Origin of the sequence: Paraburkholderia sp. SIMBA_054 (assembly GCF_046534875.1) — a bacterium.
Lineage (GTDB): Bacteria > Pseudomonadota > Gammaproteobacteria > Burkholderiales > Burkholderiaceae > Paraburkholderia > Paraburkholderia hospita.
The window spans coordinates 79,989-99,752 of the sequence record NZ_JAWRXV010000031.1; the positions used below are offsets into that span (position 1 = coordinate 79,989).

At 61.4% G+C, this 19,764-nt stretch carries 20 protein-coding genes; 13 read left to right on the top strand and 7 right to left on the bottom strand.

Annotated features, from left to right (window positions below; all coding sequences use genetic code 11):
• Positions 1 to 11: 11 nt before the first annotated feature.
• The 5 genes from SB822_RS32035 to SB822_RS32055 all read left to right on the top strand — a co-directional run bounded on the left by SB822_RS32035 (position 12) and on the right by SB822_RS32055 (position 6,821).
• Positions 12 to 1,292 (top strand): dicarboxylate/amino acid:cation symporter, encoded by a 1,281-nt coding sequence (locus SB822_RS32035; protein WP_007739968.1) that lies wholly within the window; start codon positions 12 to 14, stop codon positions 1,290 to 1,292.
• Positions 1,289 to 2,770, top strand: a complete 1,482-nt coding sequence (locus SB822_RS32040) for an amino acid racemase (RefSeq protein ID WP_410856442.1) — start codon at positions 1,289 to 1,291, stop codon at positions 2,768 to 2,770. The genes SB822_RS32035 and SB822_RS32040 overlap by 4 nt, the downstream gene beginning before the upstream one ends.
• Before the next feature lie 85 nt (positions 2,771 to 2,855).
• Positions 2,856 to 4,301 carry an aspartate ammonia-lyase gene (gene aspA / locus SB822_RS32045; RefSeq protein WP_007739970.1) on the top strand — a complete coding sequence of 482 codons (1,446 nt, stop codon included), beginning with the start codon at positions 2,856 to 2,858 and terminating at the stop codon, positions 4,299 to 4,301.
• Between the two features lie 251 nt (positions 4,302 to 4,552).
• The gene (locus tag SB822_RS32050) at positions 4,553 to 5,860 is read left to right on the top strand and encodes a dicarboxylate/amino acid:cation symporter (RefSeq protein ID WP_007586656.1); all 1,308 of its coding nucleotides are present in this window, start codon (positions 4,553 to 4,555) and stop codon (positions 5,858 to 5,860) included.
• A 13-nt stretch (positions 5,861 to 5,873) separates the two neighbouring features.
• Positions 5,874 to 6,821: an amino acid ABC transporter substrate-binding protein gene (locus SB822_RS32055; RefSeq protein WP_410856443.1), complete on the top strand. Its 948-nt coding sequence runs from the start codon at positions 5,874 to 5,876 to the stop codon at positions 6,819 to 6,821.
• A 20-nt stretch (positions 6,822 to 6,841) separates the two neighbouring features.
• Here the strand turns inward: SB822_RS32055 and SB822_RS32060 are convergent, their stop codons facing one another.
• Positions 6,842 to 7,162, bottom strand: a complete 321-nt coding sequence (locus SB822_RS32060) for a hypothetical protein (protein ID WP_079500694.1) — start codon at positions 7,160 to 7,162, stop codon at positions 6,842 to 6,844.
• A 191-nt stretch (positions 7,163 to 7,353) separates the two neighbouring features.
• Positions 7,354 to 8,250 (bottom strand): transcriptional activator NhaR, encoded by an 897-nt coding sequence (nhaR, locus tag SB822_RS32065; protein WP_007586651.1) that lies wholly within the window; start codon positions 8,248 to 8,250, stop codon positions 7,354 to 7,356.
• Positions 8,251 to 8,397: 147 nt separating this feature from the next.
• Here nhaR and SB822_RS32070 point away from each other — a divergent pair, with 147 nt between their 5' ends.
• The 4 genes from SB822_RS32070 to SB822_RS32085 all read left to right on the top strand — a co-directional run bounded on the left by SB822_RS32070 (position 8,398) and on the right by SB822_RS32085 (position 11,960).
• Entirely contained in the window at positions 8,398 to 8,880 is a 483-nt protein-coding gene (locus tag SB822_RS32070) for a CBS domain-containing protein (protein WP_079500696.1), read from the top strand.
• A 93-nt stretch (positions 8,881 to 8,973) separates the two neighbouring features.
• Complete coding sequence (locus tag SB822_RS32075) at positions 8,974 to 9,939, top strand: Tim44 domain-containing protein (RefSeq protein WP_086917592.1); 966 nt, start codon at positions 8,974 to 8,976, stop codon at positions 9,937 to 9,939.
• Positions 9,940 to 10,061: 122 nt separating this feature from the next.
• Positions 10,062 to 10,259 (top strand): hypothetical protein, encoded by a 198-nt coding sequence (locus SB822_RS32080; protein ID WP_007586642.1) that lies wholly within the window; start codon positions 10,062 to 10,064, stop codon positions 10,257 to 10,259.
• 348 nt (positions 10,260 to 10,607) lie between these two features.
• On the top strand, positions 10,608 to 11,960 hold the full coding sequence (locus SB822_RS32085; RefSeq protein ID WP_007586640.1) for a dicarboxylate/amino acid:cation symporter: 1,353 nt from the start codon (positions 10,608 to 10,610) through the stop codon (positions 11,958 to 11,960).
• 57 nt (positions 11,961 to 12,017) lie between these two features.
• On the opposite strand, the gene SB822_RS32090 is transcribed toward SB822_RS32085, so the two are convergent.
• The 3 genes from SB822_RS32090 to SB822_RS32100 all read right to left on the bottom strand — a co-directional run bounded on the left by SB822_RS32090 (position 12,018) and on the right by SB822_RS32100 (position 14,907).
• On the bottom strand, positions 12,018 to 13,307 hold the full coding sequence (locus SB822_RS32090; RefSeq protein WP_410856444.1) for an SUMF1/EgtB/PvdO family nonheme iron enzyme: 1,290 nt from the start codon (positions 13,305 to 13,307) through the stop codon (positions 12,018 to 12,020).
• Positions 13,308 to 13,485: 178 nt separating this feature from the next.
• Positions 13,486 to 14,277, bottom strand: a complete 792-nt coding sequence (gene fnr / locus SB822_RS32095) for a fumarate/nitrate reduction transcriptional regulator Fnr (RefSeq protein WP_007739988.1) — start codon at positions 14,275 to 14,277, stop codon at positions 13,486 to 13,488.
• 150 nt (positions 14,278 to 14,427) lie between these two features.
• A complete protein-coding gene (locus SB822_RS32100) occupies positions 14,428 to 14,907 on the bottom strand; it encodes a universal stress protein (RefSeq protein WP_410856445.1) in 480 nt (159 codons plus the stop codon).
• A 101-nt stretch (positions 14,908 to 15,008) separates the two neighbouring features.
• Between SB822_RS32100 and SB822_RS32105 the strand changes: the two genes are divergently transcribed.
• From SB822_RS32105 to SB822_RS32115, 3 genes are all read left to right on the top strand, one after another.
• Positions 15,009 to 15,164 (top strand): hypothetical protein, encoded by a 156-nt coding sequence (locus tag SB822_RS32105; protein ID WP_410856446.1) that lies wholly within the window; start codon positions 15,009 to 15,011, stop codon positions 15,162 to 15,164.
• Positions 15,165 to 15,220: 56 nt separating this feature from the next.
• The gene (locus SB822_RS32110) at positions 15,221 to 15,910 is read left to right on the top strand and encodes a FadR/GntR family transcriptional regulator (protein WP_007586633.1); all 690 of its coding nucleotides are present in this window, start codon (positions 15,221 to 15,223) and stop codon (positions 15,908 to 15,910) included.
• Between the two features lie 143 nt (positions 15,911 to 16,053).
• Positions 16,054 to 17,562: an MFS transporter gene (locus SB822_RS32115; protein ID WP_086915126.1), complete on the top strand. Its 1,509-nt coding sequence runs from the start codon at positions 16,054 to 16,056 to the stop codon at positions 17,560 to 17,562.
• Between the two features lie 16 nt (positions 17,563 to 17,578).
• Here the strand turns inward: SB822_RS32115 and SB822_RS32120 are convergent, their stop codons facing one another.
• Complete coding sequence (locus SB822_RS32120; RefSeq protein ID WP_007586631.1) at positions 17,579 to 18,166, bottom strand: acyl-homoserine-lactone synthase; 588 nt, start codon at positions 18,164 to 18,166, stop codon at positions 17,579 to 17,581.
• A gap of 142 nt (positions 18,167 to 18,308) precedes the next feature.
• Between SB822_RS32120 and SB822_RS32125 the strand changes: the two genes are divergently transcribed.
• A complete protein-coding gene (locus SB822_RS32125) occupies positions 18,309 to 18,641 on the top strand; it encodes a helix-turn-helix transcriptional regulator (RefSeq protein WP_007586630.1) in 333 nt (110 codons plus the stop codon).
• On the opposite strand, the gene SB822_RS32130 is transcribed toward SB822_RS32125, so the two are convergent.
• Complete coding sequence (locus SB822_RS32130; RefSeq protein WP_035538321.1) at positions 18,625 to 19,329, bottom strand: helix-turn-helix transcriptional regulator; 705 nt, start codon at positions 19,327 to 19,329, stop codon at positions 18,625 to 18,627. The genes SB822_RS32125 and SB822_RS32130 overlap by 17 nt on opposite strands.
• Positions 19,330 to 19,764 lie beyond the last annotated feature (435 nt).

Below are 19,764 nucleotides of genomic sequence, written 5' to 3' on the forward strand. Positions count from 1 at the left end.
GACGGATGGACATGAAAAATCGCCTTACTCTGAATATTGCCGCCGGGATGGTGCTCGGGGTCGTTGCTGGCTATGTGTGTCACACGAGCTTGTCCGACCCGGCGACGGTCAAGGCCGTGGCCGGTTATTTCTCGATCGTCACGGACATCTTTCTGCGGCTCATCAAGATGATCATCGCGCCGCTGGTCTTCGCTACGCTCGTGTCCGGGCTGGCCGGGATGGACAGCGGGCAGGATGTAGGCCGTATCGGCCTGCGCTCGGTGGGCTGGTTCGTCTGTGCATCCTTGCTGTCGCTGAGTCTGGGTCTCGTGCTGGCCAATCTGCTGCAGCCGGGCGCCGGCCTGCATCTGGTCGAGAATGCCGGTGAGGTGAGTACCGGGCTCAATACGTCGGCATTGAACGTCAAGGACGTCATCACGCACGCGTTTCCGACCAGCCTGATGGATGCGATGGCGCGCAACGACATCCTGCAGATTCTGGTCTTCTCGGTCATGCTTGGCCTTGCGCTCAGTGCGTTGAAGAAAGACGAACGCGTGATGGTCGTCATCAAGGCCATCGACGGAATGGTGCCCGTCATGCTGCGCCTGACCAACTATGTGATGCGCGCCGCGCCCTTGGGCGTGTTCGGGGCCATTGCTTCGGCGGTGACGCTGCGGGGCGTCGACGTGCTCTACACCTACGGCAAGCTGATTGGCTCGTTCTATCTGGGGTTGGCGCTGTTGTGGTTGATTCTGACGGGCATTGGCTACGTGTTCCTCGGCCGTCGCGTCGGTACCTTGCTCAAGGCTGTGCGCGAGCCGGCGATGATCGCCTTCTCGACGGCCAGCAGTGAGGCAGCCTATCCCCGTCTGACGGAGCAACTGGAGAAGTTCGGCGTCGACAAGAAGGTCGTCGGTTTTACGCTGCCGCTGGGCTATGCTTTCAATCTGGACGGTTCGATGATGTATCAGGCGTTTGCCGCGATCTTCATCGCGCAGGCCTTTGGTGTCGACATGCCCGTTTCGCAGCAGATCTTCATGTTGCTGGTGCTGATGCTGAGCAGCAAGGGCATGGCCAGCGTGCCACGCGGTTCGGTCGTCGTCGTCGCCGCAGTGGCGCCGATGTTTCATCTGCCGGCTGCAGGCGTGGCGATGGTGCTGGCCATCGATCAGATCCTCGATATGGGACGCACGATGACCAATGTCATCGGCAACAGCGTAGCGACAGCCGTCATTGCAAAGTGGGAGGGTCGCCGGCAGAGCGAACCTGACGACGCGTCGCTGTTCGATCAGGCGGAGGTCGGAGCGAAATGACGCCCGGGATCGTCGAGAACAGACGCAAGTACGGTATCGTCGGCGGCCTCGGGCCGCTGGGAAGCGCCGACGTGTTTTTCAAGCTCGTGAAGGCGATGCCGCCGTCGACGGACGCCGAGCACGCCGATCTGATTTTCCAGCAGCATCCGTTCAGGAGCTCGGGCGTGGGAAGCGCCGCCACGACCGAGCGCAAGCTCTACATCTTCAACATGATCCGCGATTTTGAAAAGCGGGGCGTGACGACAGTCGTGCTTCCGTGCTTTCTTAGTCACACCTTTATCGATGAACTGAAATCGAACACGACGCTGCAGATCGTCGATATGGTTGAAGCGGTGCGTCACCATGTCCGCAGGCGATTTCGCGGAGCGCGTCGGATAGGTGTCCTCGCGTCGGACTACACGCGGGAGAAACGACTGTTCGAGCGTTACTTCACGTCGCCGGAGTTCGAGGTTGTTCACCCGCGCATGGCCGAGGGCATCGACCTTGTCACCGAAGCGGTCTATGGCCCGGAAGGCATCAAGAGCGGTCATCTGCGCGGCCGGCCGGTTGAACTGCTGCACAACGCTTGCGCGGATCTCATCGAGCAAGGCGTCGATGTCATCGTTCCGGGCATGACCGAGATCGCGCTCGTCGCGGATGAAATCCGTCTGCTGAGCGTGCCGCTGGTCGATTCCAACCTCGTGTATGCACAGCACGTCGTGTCGGGCCAATACGACCCGCCCTCGGGTGTCTTCAAGGTCGGGGTCGTGGGCGGAGTCGGCCCCGCCGCGACGATTGATTTCCTCGACAAGATCGTGCGCAACACACCGGCCCAACGGGACCAGGATCACATCAGGTTGCTCGTCGAACAGAACCCGCAGATTCCCGATCGTACCGAGAATCTGATCGGCGACGGCGCGGACCCGACGGTGTCGCTATACGCAACATGCAAGCGGCTGGAGGAGGGCGATGCCGACATCATCGCCATTCCGTGTAACACCGCCCACGCGTTTGTGGAACGCATCCAGCCGTACCTCGGCATCCTCATCGTAAACATGCTGACGGAAACGGTCCGCTATCTGCGCGAGTCTTATCCGGCGCAACGCGAAATCGGCGTTCTCGCGACCTCGGGCACGATCGCGAGCGGTGTCTATGAAAAAGCGCTTGAATCGCAGGGGCTTCGCCAGGTTGCGCCGGGCCCCGCACTCCAGGCGCGCGTGATGGAGGCGATCTATGGCAAGGACGGAGTCAAGGCAGGGTTCACGACGGGGCAGTGTCAGGAAGACATCGCTGCAGCCGTCGAAGGCCTGATTGCTGAAGGTGTCGAAATCATCGTCCTGGGCTGCACCGAACTCCCGCTTCTTCTTCCGCAGAGTGAGTTCACAGGCAGAAACGGCGCTCGCGTGAGGCTGATCGATCCCACCGACGTGCTTGCCCGGCAGTGCATCGCCTATGCGACGGCGGCCAGCGAATCACCCGCCAGCAAGAGCGTAAGGTAAAGCCAAACTTGTCGACCAGATGCTCCCGTTGCCCTGTTGCACCGGGTGCATCGAACCATCCCTGACACGCTAACGGAGCAACACGATGTCCACGTCCAATGAACGCATCGAGCACGATCTTCTCGGCGACCTCCCTGTGCCGAATGACGCCTACTACGGCGTGCACACCCTTCGGGCACTCGTCAATTTCCCGATCACCGGCATACCGATCTCGACGTATCCGAATCTCGTCAATGCACTGGCGAGCGTAAAAGAGGCGGCGGCCATGGCCAACCACGATCTCGGCCTGCTTGCGGAACACAAGATGAAGGCGATCGTTCATGCGTGTCGGGAGATCCGCAACGGTACCGCGCATGACCAGTTCGTGGTGGACGTCATTCAGGGCGGTGCGGGCACGTCGACCAACATGAACGCGAACGAAGTGATCGCCAATCTGGCGCTGGAACATCTTGGCCACCAGCGCGGCGACTACGCGCTGCTGCATCCCAATGAAGACGTCAATCTCGGTCAAAGCACGAATGACGTGTACCCGACCGCGTTGAAGATCGCGACGTACATGGGTATCGTTCAGCTGGTCCATGCGATGGGTGTATTGCGTCACTCATTCGAACGCAAGGCTGAGGAATTCCGCGACGACCTCAAGATGGGGCGAACGCAACTGCAGGACGCTGTTCCCATGACGCTCGGTCAGGAGTTCAGCACATTCGCGGTCATGCTTGGAGAAGACGAGGATCGGCTCACGGAAGCTTCAAAGCTGATCTGCGAGATCAACCTCGGCGCAACGGCCATCGGCACCGGGATCAACACGTCGCCCGAGTACGCTGCACTTGCGTGCCGGCATCTTGCCAGTATCACGGGCATACCCGTCACCACGTCACCCAATCTCGTCGAAGCGACACAAGACGTGGGCTCGTTCGTCCAGTTGTCGGGCGTACTCAAGCGCGTTGCCATCAAACTCTCCAAGACGTGTAACGACCTTCGGCTTCTTTCGAGCGGTCCGCGCGCGGGTTTTGGTGAAATCAATCTGCCGCCCGTCCAGGCTGGCTCCAGCATCATGCCCGGCAAGGTCAACCCCGTCATTCCGGAAGTCGTCAACCAGATCGCCTTTGAAGTCATTGGTAACGACGTGACGGTGAGCTTTGCGGCAGAAGCCGGTCAGCTGCAATTGAATGCGTTCGAGCCGCTCATTGCACACAGCCTCTTCAAGAGCGTCGCACACCTGCGCGCGGGATGCCTCACGCTTGCTTCAAGATGCGTTGACGGAATCACGGCGAATCGTGACAGGCTTCACGCGCTCGTTGAGAACTCGATCGGCATCGTGACGGCGCTCAATCCTTATATCGGCTATACCAACGCGACGCAGGTTGCACAGGAGGCGCTCGCGTCAGGGAGAAGCGTCGCCGAGATCGTCATTGAGAAGGGTTTGCTGAGCCGGGCGCAACTCGACGAAATTCTGCAACCGTCGATGCTGACTCAGCCAAGACAGGCCGTTGTCTTTCCACCGCAGTCGACCGAGGGGGACGCCGGTTGACGGCGCCTCGTTGCCCGCCCTTCGCACGCGATGGATGCGCGCGCCGTTAGAACGTCGACTCAGGATGAGCGACTAGGCTACACTCTAATTATTCGACGACCTACCGTAAGCTGTCGGGACGGGCCGGGGTTCACGGGCGGCCCAACGAACGATGGGCGCAGCCCCCAGTAGACAGCATTCCGGGTAACACTTGGCGCATCCAGTTTCGACCTTTCCAGCCGCAAATACACGTGGTGAATGGAGGCTTCGAGATGAACAGAAAAAATGCCGCGGCCATCTGGATTCTGATTGCGATGCTGGTGGGCATCGGGATCGGCTACATGATCTACACGAGCTTTCCTGACAAGAAGGCTGCCACGGAGATCGCGGGCTACATCTCGCTGGTGTCGGACGTGTTCCTGCGTTTGATCAAGATGGTGATTGGCCCGCTCGTCTTTTCGACGCTCGTCGTCGGCATTGCGCACATGGGCGACGCCGCCTCGGTCGGACGCGTATTCGCGAAAGCGCTAGGCTGGTTCGTCACCGCTTCGCTGATCTCGCTGCTGCTCGGCCTGTTGATGTCCAATCTGCTCAAACCCGGCGAGAATCTCGGGTTGCCGCTGCCCGACATCGGCGCGTCGGCGAACCTGGCCACCGCCAAGTTCACGCTCAAGGACTTCGTCGGTCACATGGTCCCCAGGTCCTTCGCCGAGTCGATGGCCAACAACGAAATCCTGCAGATCGTCGTGTTCTCGATGTTCTTCGGCGTCGCGCTCGCCGCGCTGGGCGAGAAGGGCAAGGTGCTCGTGGCCGCGATCGACCAGCTCTCGCACGTCATGCTCAAGATCACCGGTTACGTGATGAAGCTTGCGCCGCTGGCGGTGCTGGCGGCGATGGCCGCTACCGTGGCCGTCAACGGGCTGACCATCCTGTTGAAGTTCGCGGTTTTCATGGGCGACTTCTACCTCAGCCTTTTCCTGTTGTGGGCGGTGCTCACGGCGGCCGGCTTCGTGTTCCTCGGGCCGCGCGTGTTCAAGCTACTGGCGCTGATCAAGGAGGCATTCATGCTTTCCTTCGCGACTGCGAGTTCAGAGGCCGCCTATCCGAAGATCCTCGACGCGCTCGACCGTTTCGGCGTGAATCGCAAGATTTCCAGCTTCGTGATGCCAATGGGCTATTCGTTCAACCTCGACGGCTCGATGATGTATTGCACGTTCGCGACGCTATTCATCGCCCAGGCGTACAACATGCACCTGTCGCTGGGTACGCAGCTGACGATGCTGCTGATCCTGATGCTGACGTCCAAAGGAATGGCTGGCGTGCCGCGCGCTTCGCTGGTGGTGATCGCCGCCACGCTCAACCAGTTCGGCATCCCCGAGGCCGGCTTGCTGCTGATCCTGGGCGTGGATACGTTCCTCGACATGGGCCGTTCGGCGACGAACGCGGTGGGCAACTCGATCGCGAGCGCGGTGGTCGGCAAGTGGGAAGGGGAACTGCTGTCAGAAGCCGACGCCGAGGCCAACGCGGCGCGCATCGACGCCGAGCTTGGCGCGACGCTCGCCCATCCGGCAGAAAGCTGACGGGGACGGGGCCATGAAGACGCAGCGATTCTGGTCGATGCTGGCCATCGCGGGGCTGCTGGTTGCCGGTGCCGCAGTGCGGGCACAGGAGGACGCGCAGCCATCCCGCCTGGGTCCCGACAGCGTTGCACCCGTCGCGCTGACGGGCACGCTGTCCAAGGTGCGGGAGTCGGGCACCATCGCGCTGGGTTACCGCGAGTCCTCGGTGCCGTTTTCGTATCTGAACGCGCGCAACGAGCCAATCGGCTATTCGATCGAGCTGTGCAAGGCACTCGTGTCGGCGATCGGGGACGCGGTCAACCGGACCCTGACCATCCAGTGGGTGCCTGTCATGCCCGAGAACCGCATTGACGCGGTGGTCAGCGGCCGGGTCGATCTGGAATGCGGCTCTACAACCAGCAACGTGGAGCGCCAGAAACGCGTGGCCTTCTCGCCGATCATTTTCGTGGCGGGCACCAAGGTGATGGTCAAGAAAGGCTCGCCAATCGGCTCGTTCCGCGACCTCGCTGGCAGGAAGGTCGCGGTGACGGCCGGCACCACGAACGAGAAGGCGCTGCGCGATCTGGACGCGAAATTCAGGCTCGGGATTCAATTGCAGGTGGTGCCTGACCACGCGCAGGGCTTCGCGCAGGTGGCCGACGGAAAGGCCGACGCCTTCGCTACCGACGACGTGCTGCTGTATGGCTTGATCGCCCAGCATGCCGGCGAGCGCGGCGAGTACCGCGTTGTCGGCGATTATCTGTCCTATGACCCGTACGGCATCATGTTCCGCAAGGACGACCCGCAGCTCGCGCAAGTGGTGAGGGATACTTTCCAGGAGCTTGCGGCGGACGGAGAAATCGATCGCCAGTACAAGCGCTGGTTCTTGCGCCGCCTGCCGTCGGGCACCAGCCTCGACCTGCCGATGAGCAGGCAGCTTGCGACCATCATTCAGTCGATGGCCGGTGGCGAGGCGCAGTGAGCGTTGCGCTTGCGGCGTATCTAGTGGCGCCAGCCGCGATACCCGTAGTAACCACGTCTGTAGTAGTAGCCAGGGCCATAGTAGCCGCGGCCGTAATAGCCTCGATATCCGCCGTACCAATAAGGATAACGATAGTATCCGGGCCAGGGGCGCGGTCCATATATCACCGGCGGCCCATAGATGACGGGCGGCGGCGCATAGATAACGGGCGGACCGGCATACACGACGCCCGGCACACCGATGCCTATGCCGACGCCTACAGACACACCACCCGCCTGTGCGAAGCTGGCCGACCCCGCGCCGAGCGCGGCAGCGACCAGAAAACGAACGAGCTTGATCATTTGCGTACTCCTCGCCTCGAGTCCAGTTCGAACGACTGGCGACGGCGCAACGAGGCATGGACAAATAGCGCTGAGTCCGTTTTCTAAGGGTTCAATACGCAGAGGCTCATACGTGAGGTCGAAGACCCTGATCTTTAGAGTCGGCGGTTCGGAAGTCGTTCAGGAAGGACCGCAGAGGGGCGCACCGTCCTCTAACCATTGAACAATTCGCTTCGCGCCGCGTCCATGATCATCGCGACAGCCGGATGACTGATGCGGCGCTCAATCGAGATCGCAAAGAACTCTTCGACGATGGTGTTGATCTGCCCGACCATCGTCAGTTTGTGCTCGGCCTGTAACTGGCTCTCCAGCGCGGTTGGCGCGAACAGCAGGCCGCGGCCCTCGCGGCCGAACGCCATGGTCATCGCTCCGTCGTCGAATTCGCCGACGATGCGCGGCGAAATGGCATGTGACGCCAGCCAGTGGTCCAGCTTTCGGCGCACTGCGGATTCCGTGCCGGGCAGCAACACCGGCAACTGACCGAGCGACAACGGGAAGCGTTTTCTGGCGGTTTGGACCAGCGACTCCGCGCCGAAGCAGCTCAGCGTCGAACGGCCGAGCCGGTGATTGAACGCCTTGATGTTGACGTCGGCGGGAATGGGGGCATCCGCGATGATCAGGTCGAGACGGTGCACGGCCAGTTGCGCGAGCAGCGCATGCAGCTTGCCTTCGTGACAGATCATGCGCAGCGACACGGGCGCGCCCAGCGCGGGTTCCAGCAGCCGGTACGCGATTGCCTTCGGAACTGAATCCGCGATCCCGACCCGAAACCGCGTTTGCGCGCCGGATTCGTTCTCGCGCCGCACCGCGCTCTCGAGTTCCGAGCCCAACGAGAAGATTTCGTCCGCGTAGTCGAGCACCAGCCGGCCAGCATCCGTCAGTTCGATCGTGCGCCCGCTCTTCCTGAACAGTTTTTTATCCAGCGCTTCTTCGAGCAGTTTGATCTGGCCGCTGAGCGTTTGCGGCGAGATGTGCAATTGCTCGCCAGCGCGGACGATCCCTCCCGCGTGCGCCGCAACCCAAAAGTAATGCAGATGCTTGAAGTTCACGCCCCCTCCGTCAGTCAATCAAAGCTACGGTTTTTTCGAACTATTGGCAACAAAAATACGAATTTTATGTTCTATCAGATTCGGTTAGATTGAAGCCTCGCACCTGGACGCCGGTGAGCGGCTAACGACTACTGACAGAGGTGACTTATGGCATCGGTTGCGCAATTTCTTCGTTCAAAAGATTCCCAGACAGTGTGGTCCACCCACGCGTCCGCATCCGTCTACGACGCGATCGCGATCATGGCGCACCGGCAGGTGGGAGCACTGATCGTCGCAAACGAAGGACGCCTGGCCGGTATCGTCACGGAGCGGGATTACGCGAGGAAAATCGTTCTGATGGACCGCTCATCAAGGAATACGCCGGTGCGCGACATCATGTCGACAGAGGTGCGCCATGTCAGCCCTCAGCACACAACCGACGAATGCATGGCGCTCATGACGGAGCACCGGATACGTTATCTGCCCGTGATTACGGCGGGGCAGGTGATCGGAATGGTGTCGATCGGCGACCTGATCAAGAACCTGATTACCGAGCAGGAACACACGATCCGGCAACTGGAGCACTACATCCACGGCAACAGTTTTCACGTCGGCCATAACGGAGTGCAGGCTCAACAGCCGCGAGTCTGACGACCCAATAATATTTACTGTTCGTAATGTTTTCCGCGCGACTATGAAGAGCGCGATCCGGGCAGCCCCCGGACTTACCAAAAGAGGTTTTTTATGTTCATGCAATTCGTCAATCACCTTCGACGTGCTGCCGGTGCGGTAACGCGCGGGACGGCAGCGCTCGGTCTGGCGGGACTGCTTGCCCTCGGCGCGGTGGCGTCGAATGATGCCGAAGCGAAGCGGGTGGGCGGCAGTCAAAGCATCGGGCGCCAGTCGCAGTCGGCGTCGCCGTCCGGGCAGGCGCAACAACGCCAGCAAGCCCAGCCGGCGCAACAGGCAACGCAGGCGCCTGCTGCCGCGGCAGGTAACCGCTGGATGGGCCCGCTCGCCGGCCTTGCCGCCGGCCTTGGAATTGCGGCGTTGTTGTCGTCGTTTGGGCTGGGTGAAGGGCTCGCGCAAATGCTGTCGAATGCGCTGCTCATCGGGCTGGTGGTTTTCGCCGGCGTGATGCTGTTCCGCTTTATCGCTAACCGGCGTCGTCCGGATCTGGCTTATGGGCATGGTGCCGCGAACCGGCAGCAAACGAACGGCTCACAATTTCTCAATCAGATCCGGCAAGCGCGGCCAGAAGCGACGCCCATGGGCTGGCCGCGAGCAGCGATGAATTCGACGGGTGCTGCTGGCGCCGTGCAGGCACCGGAACTTGCGCTCGGGCCCGATCAGGCTGCCTTTCTGGCATCGGCAAAGACCCTGTTCATGCGTCTTCAAGGCGCGTGGGACAGGAACGAACAGGGTGACCTGTTCGAGTTGACGACGCCGGAAATGTTCAGGCGGCTCAAGATGGACCTGGAAGCCCGCGGTCGCGAGCCGAGCGTGACGGAAGTCACGCAGCTCGATGCCGAGATGCTGGGCACGGAAAGCAACGCAGAGGAAACGCTGGTCAGCGTTCGCTTTTACGGTCAGATGCGGGAGGACGACGCACAGACGGCCCAGCCGTTCCAGGAGATCTGGAACATCGTCAGGAACGCACAGGGCGACCAGGCGTGGCGAGTGGCGGGCATCCAGCAGATAAATCACTAAAGGCGCGTAGTTGAACTGGCAGTCGGCTTGCTGCATGTCAGCGAGCCGACGTCGTTTATTTTGCCAGGCGGAGAGGGTAAGGAATGCTGCCCTGCGCAGACAGACTCAATCGAGGAGACGGTATGTTGAGTCCACACGAATTCGCCACCTTGATGCTCATCAAGGACGCGCCGGATCAGATCGAACTGGGCCGCGCTGAGCTCGACACGCTCCTGCAGCGCCAACTCATATCATTGGAAAACCTCGCTTCAGGACGCCCACGTGCTCATGTCACAAGCGATGGTGATTCCATTCTCAAGGCGGTCTCCCGGATGCGCTAGACATCCGCGACGTGCGCCACACGGCCCCGAACGAAGCCACGGGGTTCGCTTTCCTCCATGCTCGACAGCTTTTGTTAAGGCTTGTTTACTATTTCCAAACGGTCTGCTGCAGCGCACGCTCGGGTTTGCCCGGTTGTCGCGGACGGATGCGAAGCATAGCCTTCGTAATGATTTGGTAAGAAGCTATTCGCAGGTTGCCGGGTAAGCAAGCCGTGCTCGCGACCTGCGCTGCATGCATGGGTATTAGATTGCAGTCCACCGTTCGGTGCCGGGAGACGTCACACGGATCACGCTGGCGTGTCGAACGATGCTTTGAATGACGCCTGAAGTGACTGTTCGGGGGCTCAAATGGCTGCGCACAAACCGCTTTACAGATCACTTTACTTTCAGGTGATCGTCGCGATCATCGCCGGTATGCTGCTGGGATTTTTCGCTCCGCACACTGGCGAAGCGATGAAGCCGCTCGGCGACGCGTTCATCAAACTGATCAAGATGATCATCGCCCCCATCATCTTCTGCACGGTGGTCGTCGGCATCGCCGGCATGGAAGACATGAAGAAAGTGGGCAAGACGGGCGGGCTGGCGTTGCTCTATTTTGAAATCGTCAGCGGCCTTGCCCTGGTGGTCGGATTGTTGATCGTCAACGTGGTCCAGCCCGGTGCCGGCATGAACGTGGACCCGAAGACGCTGGACGCGAAGGCGGTCGCTACCGTCACCAGCGGACGCAAGATGGAGAGCACCACCGAATTCCTGATGAACATCATCCCGTCGACCGTGGTCGATGCGTTCGCCAAGGGCGAGATACTTCAGGTTCTGTTGTTCGCGCTAATGTTCGGCTTCGCTTTGCACTGGTTCGGCGGCAGAGGCACGCTGATATTCGACTTTGTGGAGAAGATCTCCCACGTCTTCTTCCGCATTGTCGGCATCATCATGAAAGTGGCGCCGATCGGCGCGTTTGGCGCGATGGCCTTCACCATCGGCAAATACGGCATCGGCAGCATGCTCTCTCTTGGGAAGCTGATGCTCACGTTCTATGCGACCTGTCTTCTCTTCGTCTTCGTCGTGCTAGGACTGATTGCCTGGTTCCATGGTTTCAGTGTGTGGAAGTTGATCAAGTACCTCAAGGAAGAACTGTTTATCGTACTTGGAACGTCTTCATCGGAAGCCGCGCTGCCTCGCGTGATGGTGAAGCTGGAGAATCTTGGCGCGAAGAAGTCGGTGGTTGGCCTGGTCATTCCAACCGGGTATTCCTTCAACCTCGATGGCACGTCGATCTATCTCACCCTGGCTGCCATCTTTATCGCCCAGGCGACCAACACACCGCTGGACCTCACGCATCAGCTCACGTTGCTCGCCGTTTTGCTGCTGACCTCCAAAGGCGCTGCCGGCGTTACGGGCAGCGGGTTCATCGTGCTTGCAGCAACCTTGTCTGCCGTCGGACATGTACCCGTTGCAGGGCTTGCGCTTATTCTTGGGATCGACCGCTTCATGTCGGAAGCGCGCGCGTTGACGAATTTCATCGGCAATGCCGTGGCTACGCTGGTGGTCGCCAAATGGACCAACGAACTGGACCAACCCAGAATGCGCCGGGTCCTGGATAACGAAACGCCGGAGGAGGCGGACGAGCCGGAAAAAGTGTTTGACCGTACAGACGAAACGATGCCTATCGCCACGGCGGGAGCGCGATCGCCTAACGTCTGATGAGCGCGCGAACACGGTGATCCTGGAAGGCGTGTTCGCCAACTTATGCGTTGTTTGTCAAACCCTCACGCACCTGAACCCCGCATACACATGCTGATACCGCGGCTGGAACCAATTGCGGAACGTCGGCCGGATCATGCATTGCGCGGTGCGCGCCGAACCGCCCTTCAGCACGTAATGCTGTCCGTCGTAGAAATTGGCCGAGTAGCCGAGATAGAACGGAAACGCCTCGAAGCCCGGCAGTGCGTCAAATAACGACGATGTCCATTCCCACCCATTGCCGAACTGGCCTTCGACACCGAACGCGCTGACATTGTCCGGCGACGCATCGACGGCTTGCGGGTCCCAGCTGCGGAAACCGTAGTTGCCCGATGGTGCATTCGGCACGCCTTGCGCAGCGCGCTGCCACTGTGGTTCCGTGGGCAACGCCTTGCCGGCCCAGCGCGCGTACGCGCTCGCTTCCGCATGGCTCACGTAGACGGGCCAATCGGGCGGCAGTGCGATATCTTCGAACATCGTGCGCAAGGTCCACTGGCCGTCAGCATTCTGCGACCACGTGACGGGATGCGCGACGCCCTCGGCTTCCTTCCACGCCCAGTCCTTATCGTTCCAGTAAGCGCGATTGCGATAGCCGCCTGCGTCGATGAACTCGCGGAATTGCGCGTTGGTCACCATATAGCGGTCGATCTCGAACGCTTCGACCTGCACGCGCTGCTCGCCGAATTCGTTGTCCCAGCCGAAGCGGCCATCTTCCTTCTTCATGCCGAGTAGGGCAACGCCAGCCGACACGCGTACCATCGGCGACGCTTCGACGTTGCGCGCGGATTGCGCGGCGGACGTTACGCCCGGCGGCGCGGCCTTCATCTCCAGCGGCAACTGATGCAGCATGTACGCGAGCGTTTCCGCGTGCATCAGCCGGTGTTCGATGGCGACATGCATGAGCTGCTCGGGCGAGCCCGTCGCCATGCCGCCGCGGCCGAATTCATAAGCGGCGAGACGACTGTCGATCTGCGCCCGCGCCTTGTTCGCATAGTCGCGCACGGCGTCGATTGAAGGCCAATCGGAAGGTTGATCGGTTGGAAAGCCGCCGTCGACGGGATCGATGCCGAACGCGAACAGCCTGTCGAGCTCCGGCGCGAACGCGGGCAGCGGGCACAGGCGTTCGTCGAACAGATTGCGGTCGAAGGCTTCGAGATGGCCGATGTAGAACACGATCCGGTGGCGCTCGCGGATCGGCCGGTCATAGAGGTATTCGGGTTTGACAACCGAGAACAGGGCGTCGGTCACGCGGCGCGCGTCGATGAGACGTTCGGCCAGCGGGTGGTGCGGTGCGGGGTCGCGGTTCATTCGCCGGGTCTCCTCGTGGGGACAGCAAGCATCTTTGCACGAGACGAGTGCGGGGTGCCGAAGACCCGACTCTCGCCGAGAAGAATAATCTTGAACTGTACCGCAGGCGCAGGAGACGTGCCAGGCGGATGCGCGCGGGCGTCGTGCGAGACGAAGCCGCGCGGCGGACCCTGGCGGATCAGGCGTTCGACGAAGCGCCGACCTGGCGCAAGCCTTCCGGATCGACGATGTGGATCAGGCGGCCTTGTGCGTCGATCAGTCCGCGCTTTTGAAATCTTGACAGGGTGCGGCTCACCGTTTCGAGTGTCATGCCGAGATAGCTGCCCATGTCTTCGCGCGTCATCCGCAGATTGAATTCCGCCGACGAATAACCGCGCTGCGCATTGCGCTCGGAGATATCGAGCAGGAATGCAGCGACACGCTCGTCGGCGCTCAACGAGCCGAGCACCATCATCTGCGCGGCCTCGCGCACGATCTGCTCGCCCATCAGCTTGTGCAGCCGCTCCTGCATCGAGCTGATCTCGCGGCACAGATGCTTGAGCGCCGCGTAAGGGATGATGCATACCGAACTGTCTTCCAGCGCGACGGCGCTGCATGCGTGCTGGTCGCTGCTGATGCCGTCGAGGCCGAGCGCTTCGCCCGCGATCCTCAAGCCCGTGACCTGCTCGCGACCGTCGCGATGGGCCATCACTGTCTTCAGCGATCCCGAGCGCACGGCGTACAGACTGTCGAACGAATCGCCCGCTCGATAGAGCGCCTCACCGCGACGCACCGGGCGCGCCGAGCAGATCAGCGCTTCGAGCTGCGGCATTTCGTTGGCGGCCACGCCTTGCGGCATGCACAGATGCCGCATCGCGCACGACGAACAGCGTGCAGCGCTGCGCACGGCGCGCTGCGTGGAGGAGGCGGGGCTGCGGCGGACAGCGCGGGCAGGGGCGACAGCGGCGGTAACTGCGATGGGATTGAGCATGGGACCAACCGGCATTAAAAGGTTGACAAGCAGGGTGACAACCGATTGTCCCACTCGATGCGCGCGCAACCAGGCGGCAAAATGACGCGTCGCAAGCGATCGCGTTGTTGAGCGGCGTCAGGCTTCGCTTTCGGTTTTCGCGCGCGACGCTCAGGCCTTGGGTTCTTCCTCCGCTTCGCCGCCGCCCGCAGCGGACGGAATCAGCAGCACGGGCAATGTCGATTGACGCACGCAGCGTTCTGCCACGCTGCCCAGAATCAGCCGCTGCATGCCGCGCCGGCCATGCGTGCCCATAATGATCAGGTTGGCGTTGAAATCGGCGGCGGCGCGCAGCACGAGCGTCGGCACGTCGTCGAGCGACGACGCCTCGCCCACCGCGATATCGCCCGATACCCCCTGCGCGCGCATCGCCGCCGACAGTTCGGCCGTCAGCTCCTTGCCCTGCTCGACGAGCCGGTTGCGCAAGATGGACGGATCGTAGCCGGGCGCGTCGAAGTACATCGGCGTGTTCTCGACCGCGTAGAACGCGCGCAGCGTCGCGCCCAGCTTGCTGGCCAGATTCAGGGCGCCGTCGAACGCGCGGCGCGACGTGTTGCTGCCGTCGACGGCAACAAGGATGCGGGTGTACATGAAGCCTCCGTGTCGTGGAGAGCGTCGCGCCGCCGTGTTCCGCCTGCGCGGGCCGCCCGTGAAAGCGGTATGAATGGGTCCGGATTGCGCTTGCAGCATAAATGATCGACGAAAAGGGCGCGCTTTGGTCGGCGGGAACACAGATGTCAATCAAAGATTTGTCAGATTTTGCCGTGGGACGCGAGGTCGGTCATACTGGCGGCGTGCACGCTACCACGCGTCTTCTGGCTGGAATCAGCCGTTATTTCGCCAGGTAGCACGCGTTATTTGCCTTACAATTCCAATCTATTCTGACAAGCCGCTTCTCTCGACGATGAACGAGCGCAAATCGACAGGTCTGCCGGACAAGATCTACAGCGACATCCTGAACCGCATTCTCGAAGGCGAATACAAGGAAGGCGAACGCCTGCCGACCGAGCATGCGCTCGCGGAACGCTTCGAGACGTCGCGGCCGACAGTGCGCGAGGCGCTCGCGAGGCTGCGCGCCGACGGCATCATCGTGACGCGGCACGGCTCGGGCACGACGGTCGCGCGCCGTCCGGACCCCGACGTGCGCCGCTTCGCGCCGCTGGAGACGCTCTCAGACATCCGCCGCTGCTACGACTTTCGCATCGTGACGGAGTCGGGCGCTGCCGAACTGGCCGCGCAAATGGCCGAAGCCGACGACATCGCCGCGATCCAGCACGCATGGGACGAACTGGAGCGCGTGATCGAAACGCAGGGCATCGGCGCGAAGGACGACTTCGCGTTTCACCTCGCGGTTGCGCGGGCGTCGAAGAACCAGTTTTTCATCACGATGATGTCGTTCATCGAAGAGCAGATCGTCTTCAGCATGAATCTGTCGCGCAATCTGTCGCTGGTGAAGACGCTTGAACGCCAGCGGCTCGTGCAGACCGAGCACCTGGCCGTGCTCGACGCGATCCGCAGCAAGGACGCAGCCGCGGCCGGCCAGGCGATGCGCCTGCATCTCGAGCATGCGCGCGACCGGATGTTCGGCTCCTGACGTTTTCCGCCTTGCCGGGCCGTTGCGTCGTGCTTGCGGCCCTGTTCCCTCTTCCCTGATCTGAAAATACGGCGCGCACTGCGCCGTATCGCAAAGAAGTGAACCCTTCCCGTCCCCTGGTTTTTCGCGACGCACTGCTGGCCATGCTTGGCATCGGTCTCGTCAACATGCTGGTCGCGCTCGATCAGACAGTGGTCAGCACGGCATTGCCGTCGATCGTCGTCGAACTGCACGGTTTCGAGTATTACGCGTGGATTGCGAGCGCCTATCTGCTTGCGTCCGTGGTCACGGTGCCCGTGTTCGGGCGCCTTGGCGACTATTTCGGCCGCAAGTATTTCGTGATTACGGCCGTGATCGTCTTTACCGTGGCGTCGGCGCTATGCGGCCTCGCATCCAGCATGCCGTTTCTGGTGTTCGCGCGCGGCCTGCAGGGCGTGGGCGGCGGGATGATGGTCGGCACCGCGTTCGCGTCGATCCCCGATCTCTTTCCCGACCCGCGCACCCGCGTGCGCTGGCAGGTGGTGCTGGCGGCCGCATACGGAATCGGCACGGCGGCGGGACCGTCGCTGGGCGGCTGGCTCAGCGAGCAATTCGGCTGGCGCTCGACATTCCTCGTTAATCTGCCCGTCGGTGCGCTCGCGCTGTACTTCATCTGGGCGCATCTGCCGTACTACCGGCGCGAACGCACGGGCGACGTACGGATCGACTGGGCGGGCGCCGCGCTCGTCGCGCTGGTGCTCGGCGGACTTCAGACTTTCATCGAAGCCGTGCCGAAGGATGGTCTGACCACGGGCAACCTGATTCTCGCCGCGCTGGTCGTAGTGGGTACGGCGGCACTGCTGGTCTGCGAGCGGCGCGCGACGCACCCGATCGTGCCGCTCGATCTGTTCAAGGACCCGCAGCTCGTGACGCTTTTCACGCTGTCGGTGCTGTCGGGTTTCGTGATGTTCTCGCTGATCTTTTTCGCGCCGCTGCTGCTGCAAGGCGGCTTCGGGCTGTCGCCGCAGCAGGCCGGCCTGCTCGCGACGCCGATTGCCGCCTGCATCGCCCTCGGCAGCATGATCAACACGCGCATCGTGATTCACATGAAGCGGCCGACGGCGATTCTGACAATCGGCTTCAGCCTGCTGGTGGTCGCGTCGGTGGGTATCGCGCTCGCCACGCCCGCGACGCCGCATCTCTATCTCGAAATGTCGATGGCGGCCGTCGGCATTGGCCTCGGTTTCATTCTCAACAACCTGAACGTGTTCGGCCAGGAGATTGCCGGCCGCGAGCGCTTCGGCATCACGACGGCGCTGCTGCAATCGACGCGCATGGTGGGCGGCATGCTCGGCACCAGCATCGTCGCGACGATCGTGAACCGGCGCTATGCGTCGGGCGTGGAAGATTCGTTACGCGTGCTCGGCGAAACCGTCGCGTCGGCGTGGCGGCCGAAGCTCGCCGATCCGCGCATTCTCGTCGACGAAAACCTGCGCGACTCGCTGCTGATCGAGATGAAACGCGCCGGTCTCGAAGGGCCGGCGCTGTTCGACGCCGCGCGTCACGTGCTGGTGCAGTCGATCCACATCGGCGTCGTGCTGACGGGCTGCGCCGCGCTGGCGGCGGCGCTGCTCGTGCGCCGGATCTCGCACATCACGTTCCGGCGCAGCTAGTCTCCGCTCAGGCTCATCACGCCGCCACAGGCATCGGCTTGCAGACGGCCGCGCGAATCGCGTCGACGGTGATGTCGAGCGCGATCGTCCGTTCGACGCCGATCTTCACGGGCGGCCCCAACCGCGTCACCTCGATGCCCGTGCGCCGCAGCAGCCGTTCAATCGACGTCGTCGTGACGGTCACATAGCGCGTAATACCCATCCGGTCCGCGAAAGTCACCAGTTCGTGGATCGCGTGCATCGTCAAATCTGCAAAGCCAAACGTTTGCTCGCCATCCGTTTCGATAGCAAAGCGGCTCAGTTCCCATATATGCCGTCCGACTGGCGCGTCCTGACCGTCGAGCAACTGCGGGAAGGTGTCCTTCAGCATGTTCGGGCCTTCCGTCGGCATCAGCCGCCAGCAGCCGCGCACGGCGCGGTCGGCGTCCTGAATGAGCATGTAGTACGGCCCGAGCGCGTCGTAGCCGTCGATCTCCATCCCGGCGATGGTCGGAACGTCCCATCCCATGCGGTCCCGAAACACGCGGGCGCGCAGCCGGTACATCTCGTTGATGTGGTTGTTGTCGAACTCTTGCCGTGTGCCAATCCGAATCGCCGTATGCATGGTGTGCTCCTTACGTTGGTCGCGGGTACGCAGGAAACCGTATGCATTTCGGATAAAAAAAACACCTATTCACCTGGATAGGTGCTCAGTCCGTCTGATGATTACAAAATTGAGATGAGGGCCAACACAGGGAAAAAACATCATGGAACTTCAGAATCATTGGCAAGCGGGCGTTCACGCAAACGTTCAACCGACCGTGCAGAGCCGCGGCGCGGATACTTCGACTGGTGTGGACCGCGTGCTGATCATCGCGTACCGCAAGAAAAAGAAAGAGAGCCAACGTCAATTCTGGGCGCGCTTTGGCGTGACCCAGTCGCGCGGCAGCCGCTTCGAATCGGGCGCGGAGATTCCGGCACCCGTTTCGATCCTGCTGGGCCTCTACTTCACGAAGACGGTCACGGACGGCGACCTGGGCAGGGCAGAGAAGGTGCTCCATAACCCGGAAGCGCGCGAGCTCATCAACCTGGATCAATAAGGCCGAGTTGCGTTGCAATCACGGCCGCCGCGCGCCGTGAGTTCACGCCGAATTTCGTGCGAATGTTCTTAAGGTGGAAGTTCACCACGGCTTCCGAGCAATTAAGAATGTGCGAAATTTCCCAAGTGGACTTACCGCGTGCGGTCCATTTCAGGCATTCCTGTTCCCGCGGCGTGAGCTTCGGCACCAACGCCTGCGTGTGCGCATTCAGGTGAGGCTGGCTCGTGTCGATGACGAGATCGCGCAACAGCACCAGGTTGGGCAGCACGACGTCGAGATGACGCCAGAAGTCGTCGGTCGGATTATGGTCGTTGACGAAACAGATCAGTCCCGATTCCTGTCTCGGCCCGTGGATAGGCAGGCTCACGCCGGCGCGCAAGCCGTACGCGCGCGCTTCCTCATACATGGTTTGCGCCGGATTCGATTCGAACAGATCCGGCGACCAGATCAGCGGTGACGACTTCGTCATGCAATGCGCGACCGTCGGGTCGATGTGCGCAAACCCCTGGTCGTTGTAGAACTGCCGCCACGACGGCGAGTACGTGCTGCGGATGAACGCGTCTTCCAGCCGCATGCCGGGCCGCGGAAGGATGCCGACCAGCACGCGGTCGAACCCCCAGCCGTCTGCCAGTCGGGCGACTTCGCGGAACCAGCTGACATCGTTCTCCGCTTTCAGCAACGGCGACATCTGTTCAATAAAATGTTGCGGCAAGGTGCTATCTCTCGAGGTTCGCAGCGGAGGGGGCTATGGCCATGCCGATGCTGCGGTTACTCATGGGTCTTGTTGCGCATCAATCTATCACTATATTCGCCGGATAATACGAATTGGCGATAGAGAATTTCTTGCCTGTTTCATTTATGGCTAAAAGTCGGCCTTCACGCCAACCGACATTTAATTGCGTTGACGCAATTCTGCAGGAAATGCCGCAAATCCGCTCCTGCCGTGCCTGACAGCGATCTGAATAAACGGCTATTTAGTAGAGTTTTCCACAGTTTTGAATCGGTATTAAATACGGTTCGATCCCGAAAATCGGAAGAGATTACGAAACGTTTGATTCAAACCAGTCTGCTTTTCCACTCGTTGTCATACCAAAATTATTAAGAGTTTGATCTGCAGCGCAGC

Coding starts and splice junctions, on each gene's coding strand:
- SB822_RS32035 (WP_007739968.1), top strand. CDS start 12: ATGAAAAATCGCCTTACTCTGAATATTGCCGCCGGGATGGTGCTCGGG.
- SB822_RS32040 (WP_410856442.1), top strand. CDS start 1,289: ATGACGCCCGGGATCGTCGAGAACAGACGCAAGTACGGTATCGTCGGC.
- aspA (WP_007739970.1), top strand. CDS start 2,856: ATGTCCACGTCCAATGAACGCATCGAGCACGATCTTCTCGGCGACCTC.
- SB822_RS32050 (WP_007586656.1), top strand. CDS start 4,553: ATGAACAGAAAAAATGCCGCGGCCATCTGGATTCTGATTGCGATGCTG.
- SB822_RS32055 (WP_410856443.1), top strand. CDS start 5,874: ATGAAGACGCAGCGATTCTGGTCGATGCTGGCCATCGCGGGGCTGCTG.
- SB822_RS32060 (WP_079500694.1), bottom strand. CDS start 7,162: ATGATCAAGCTCGTTCGTTTTCTGGTCGCTGCCGCGCTCGGCGCGGGG.
- SB822_RS32070 (WP_079500696.1), top strand. CDS start 8,398: ATGGCATCGGTTGCGCAATTTCTTCGTTCAAAAGATTCCCAGACAGTG.
- SB822_RS32075 (WP_086917592.1), top strand. CDS start 8,974: ATGTTCATGCAATTCGTCAATCACCTTCGACGTGCTGCCGGTGCGGTA.
- SB822_RS32080 (WP_007586642.1), top strand. CDS start 10,062: ATGTTGAGTCCACACGAATTCGCCACCTTGATGCTCATCAAGGACGCG.
- SB822_RS32085 (WP_007586640.1), top strand. CDS start 10,608: ATGGCTGCGCACAAACCGCTTTACAGATCACTTTACTTTCAGGTGATC.
- SB822_RS32090 (WP_410856444.1), bottom strand. CDS start 13,307: ATGAACCGCGACCCCGCACCGCACCACCCGCTGGCCGAACGTCTCATC.
- fnr (WP_007739988.1), bottom strand. CDS start 14,277: ATGCTCAATCCCATCGCAGTTACCGCCGCTGTCGCCCCTGCCCGCGCT.
- SB822_RS32100 (WP_410856445.1), bottom strand. CDS start 14,907: ATGTACACCCGCATCCTTGTTGCCGTCGACGGCAGCAACACGTCGCGC.
- SB822_RS32105 (WP_410856446.1), top strand. CDS start 15,009: ATGATCGACGAAAAGGGCGCGCTTTGGTCGGCGGGAACACAGATGTCA.
- SB822_RS32110 (WP_007586633.1), top strand. CDS start 15,221: ATGAACGAGCGCAAATCGACAGGTCTGCCGGACAAGATCTACAGCGAC.
- SB822_RS32115 (WP_086915126.1), top strand. CDS start 16,054: ATGCTTGGCATCGGTCTCGTCAACATGCTGGTCGCGCTCGATCAGACA.
- SB822_RS32120 (WP_007586631.1), bottom strand. CDS start 18,166: ATGCATACGGCGATTCGGATTGGCACACGGCAAGAGTTCGACAACAAC.
- SB822_RS32125 (WP_007586630.1), top strand. CDS start 18,309: ATGGAACTTCAGAATCATTGGCAAGCGGGCGTTCACGCAAACGTTCAA.
- SB822_RS32130 (WP_035538321.1), bottom strand. CDS start 19,329: ATGTCGCCGTTGCTGAAAGCGGAGAACGATGTCAGCTGGTTCCGCGAA.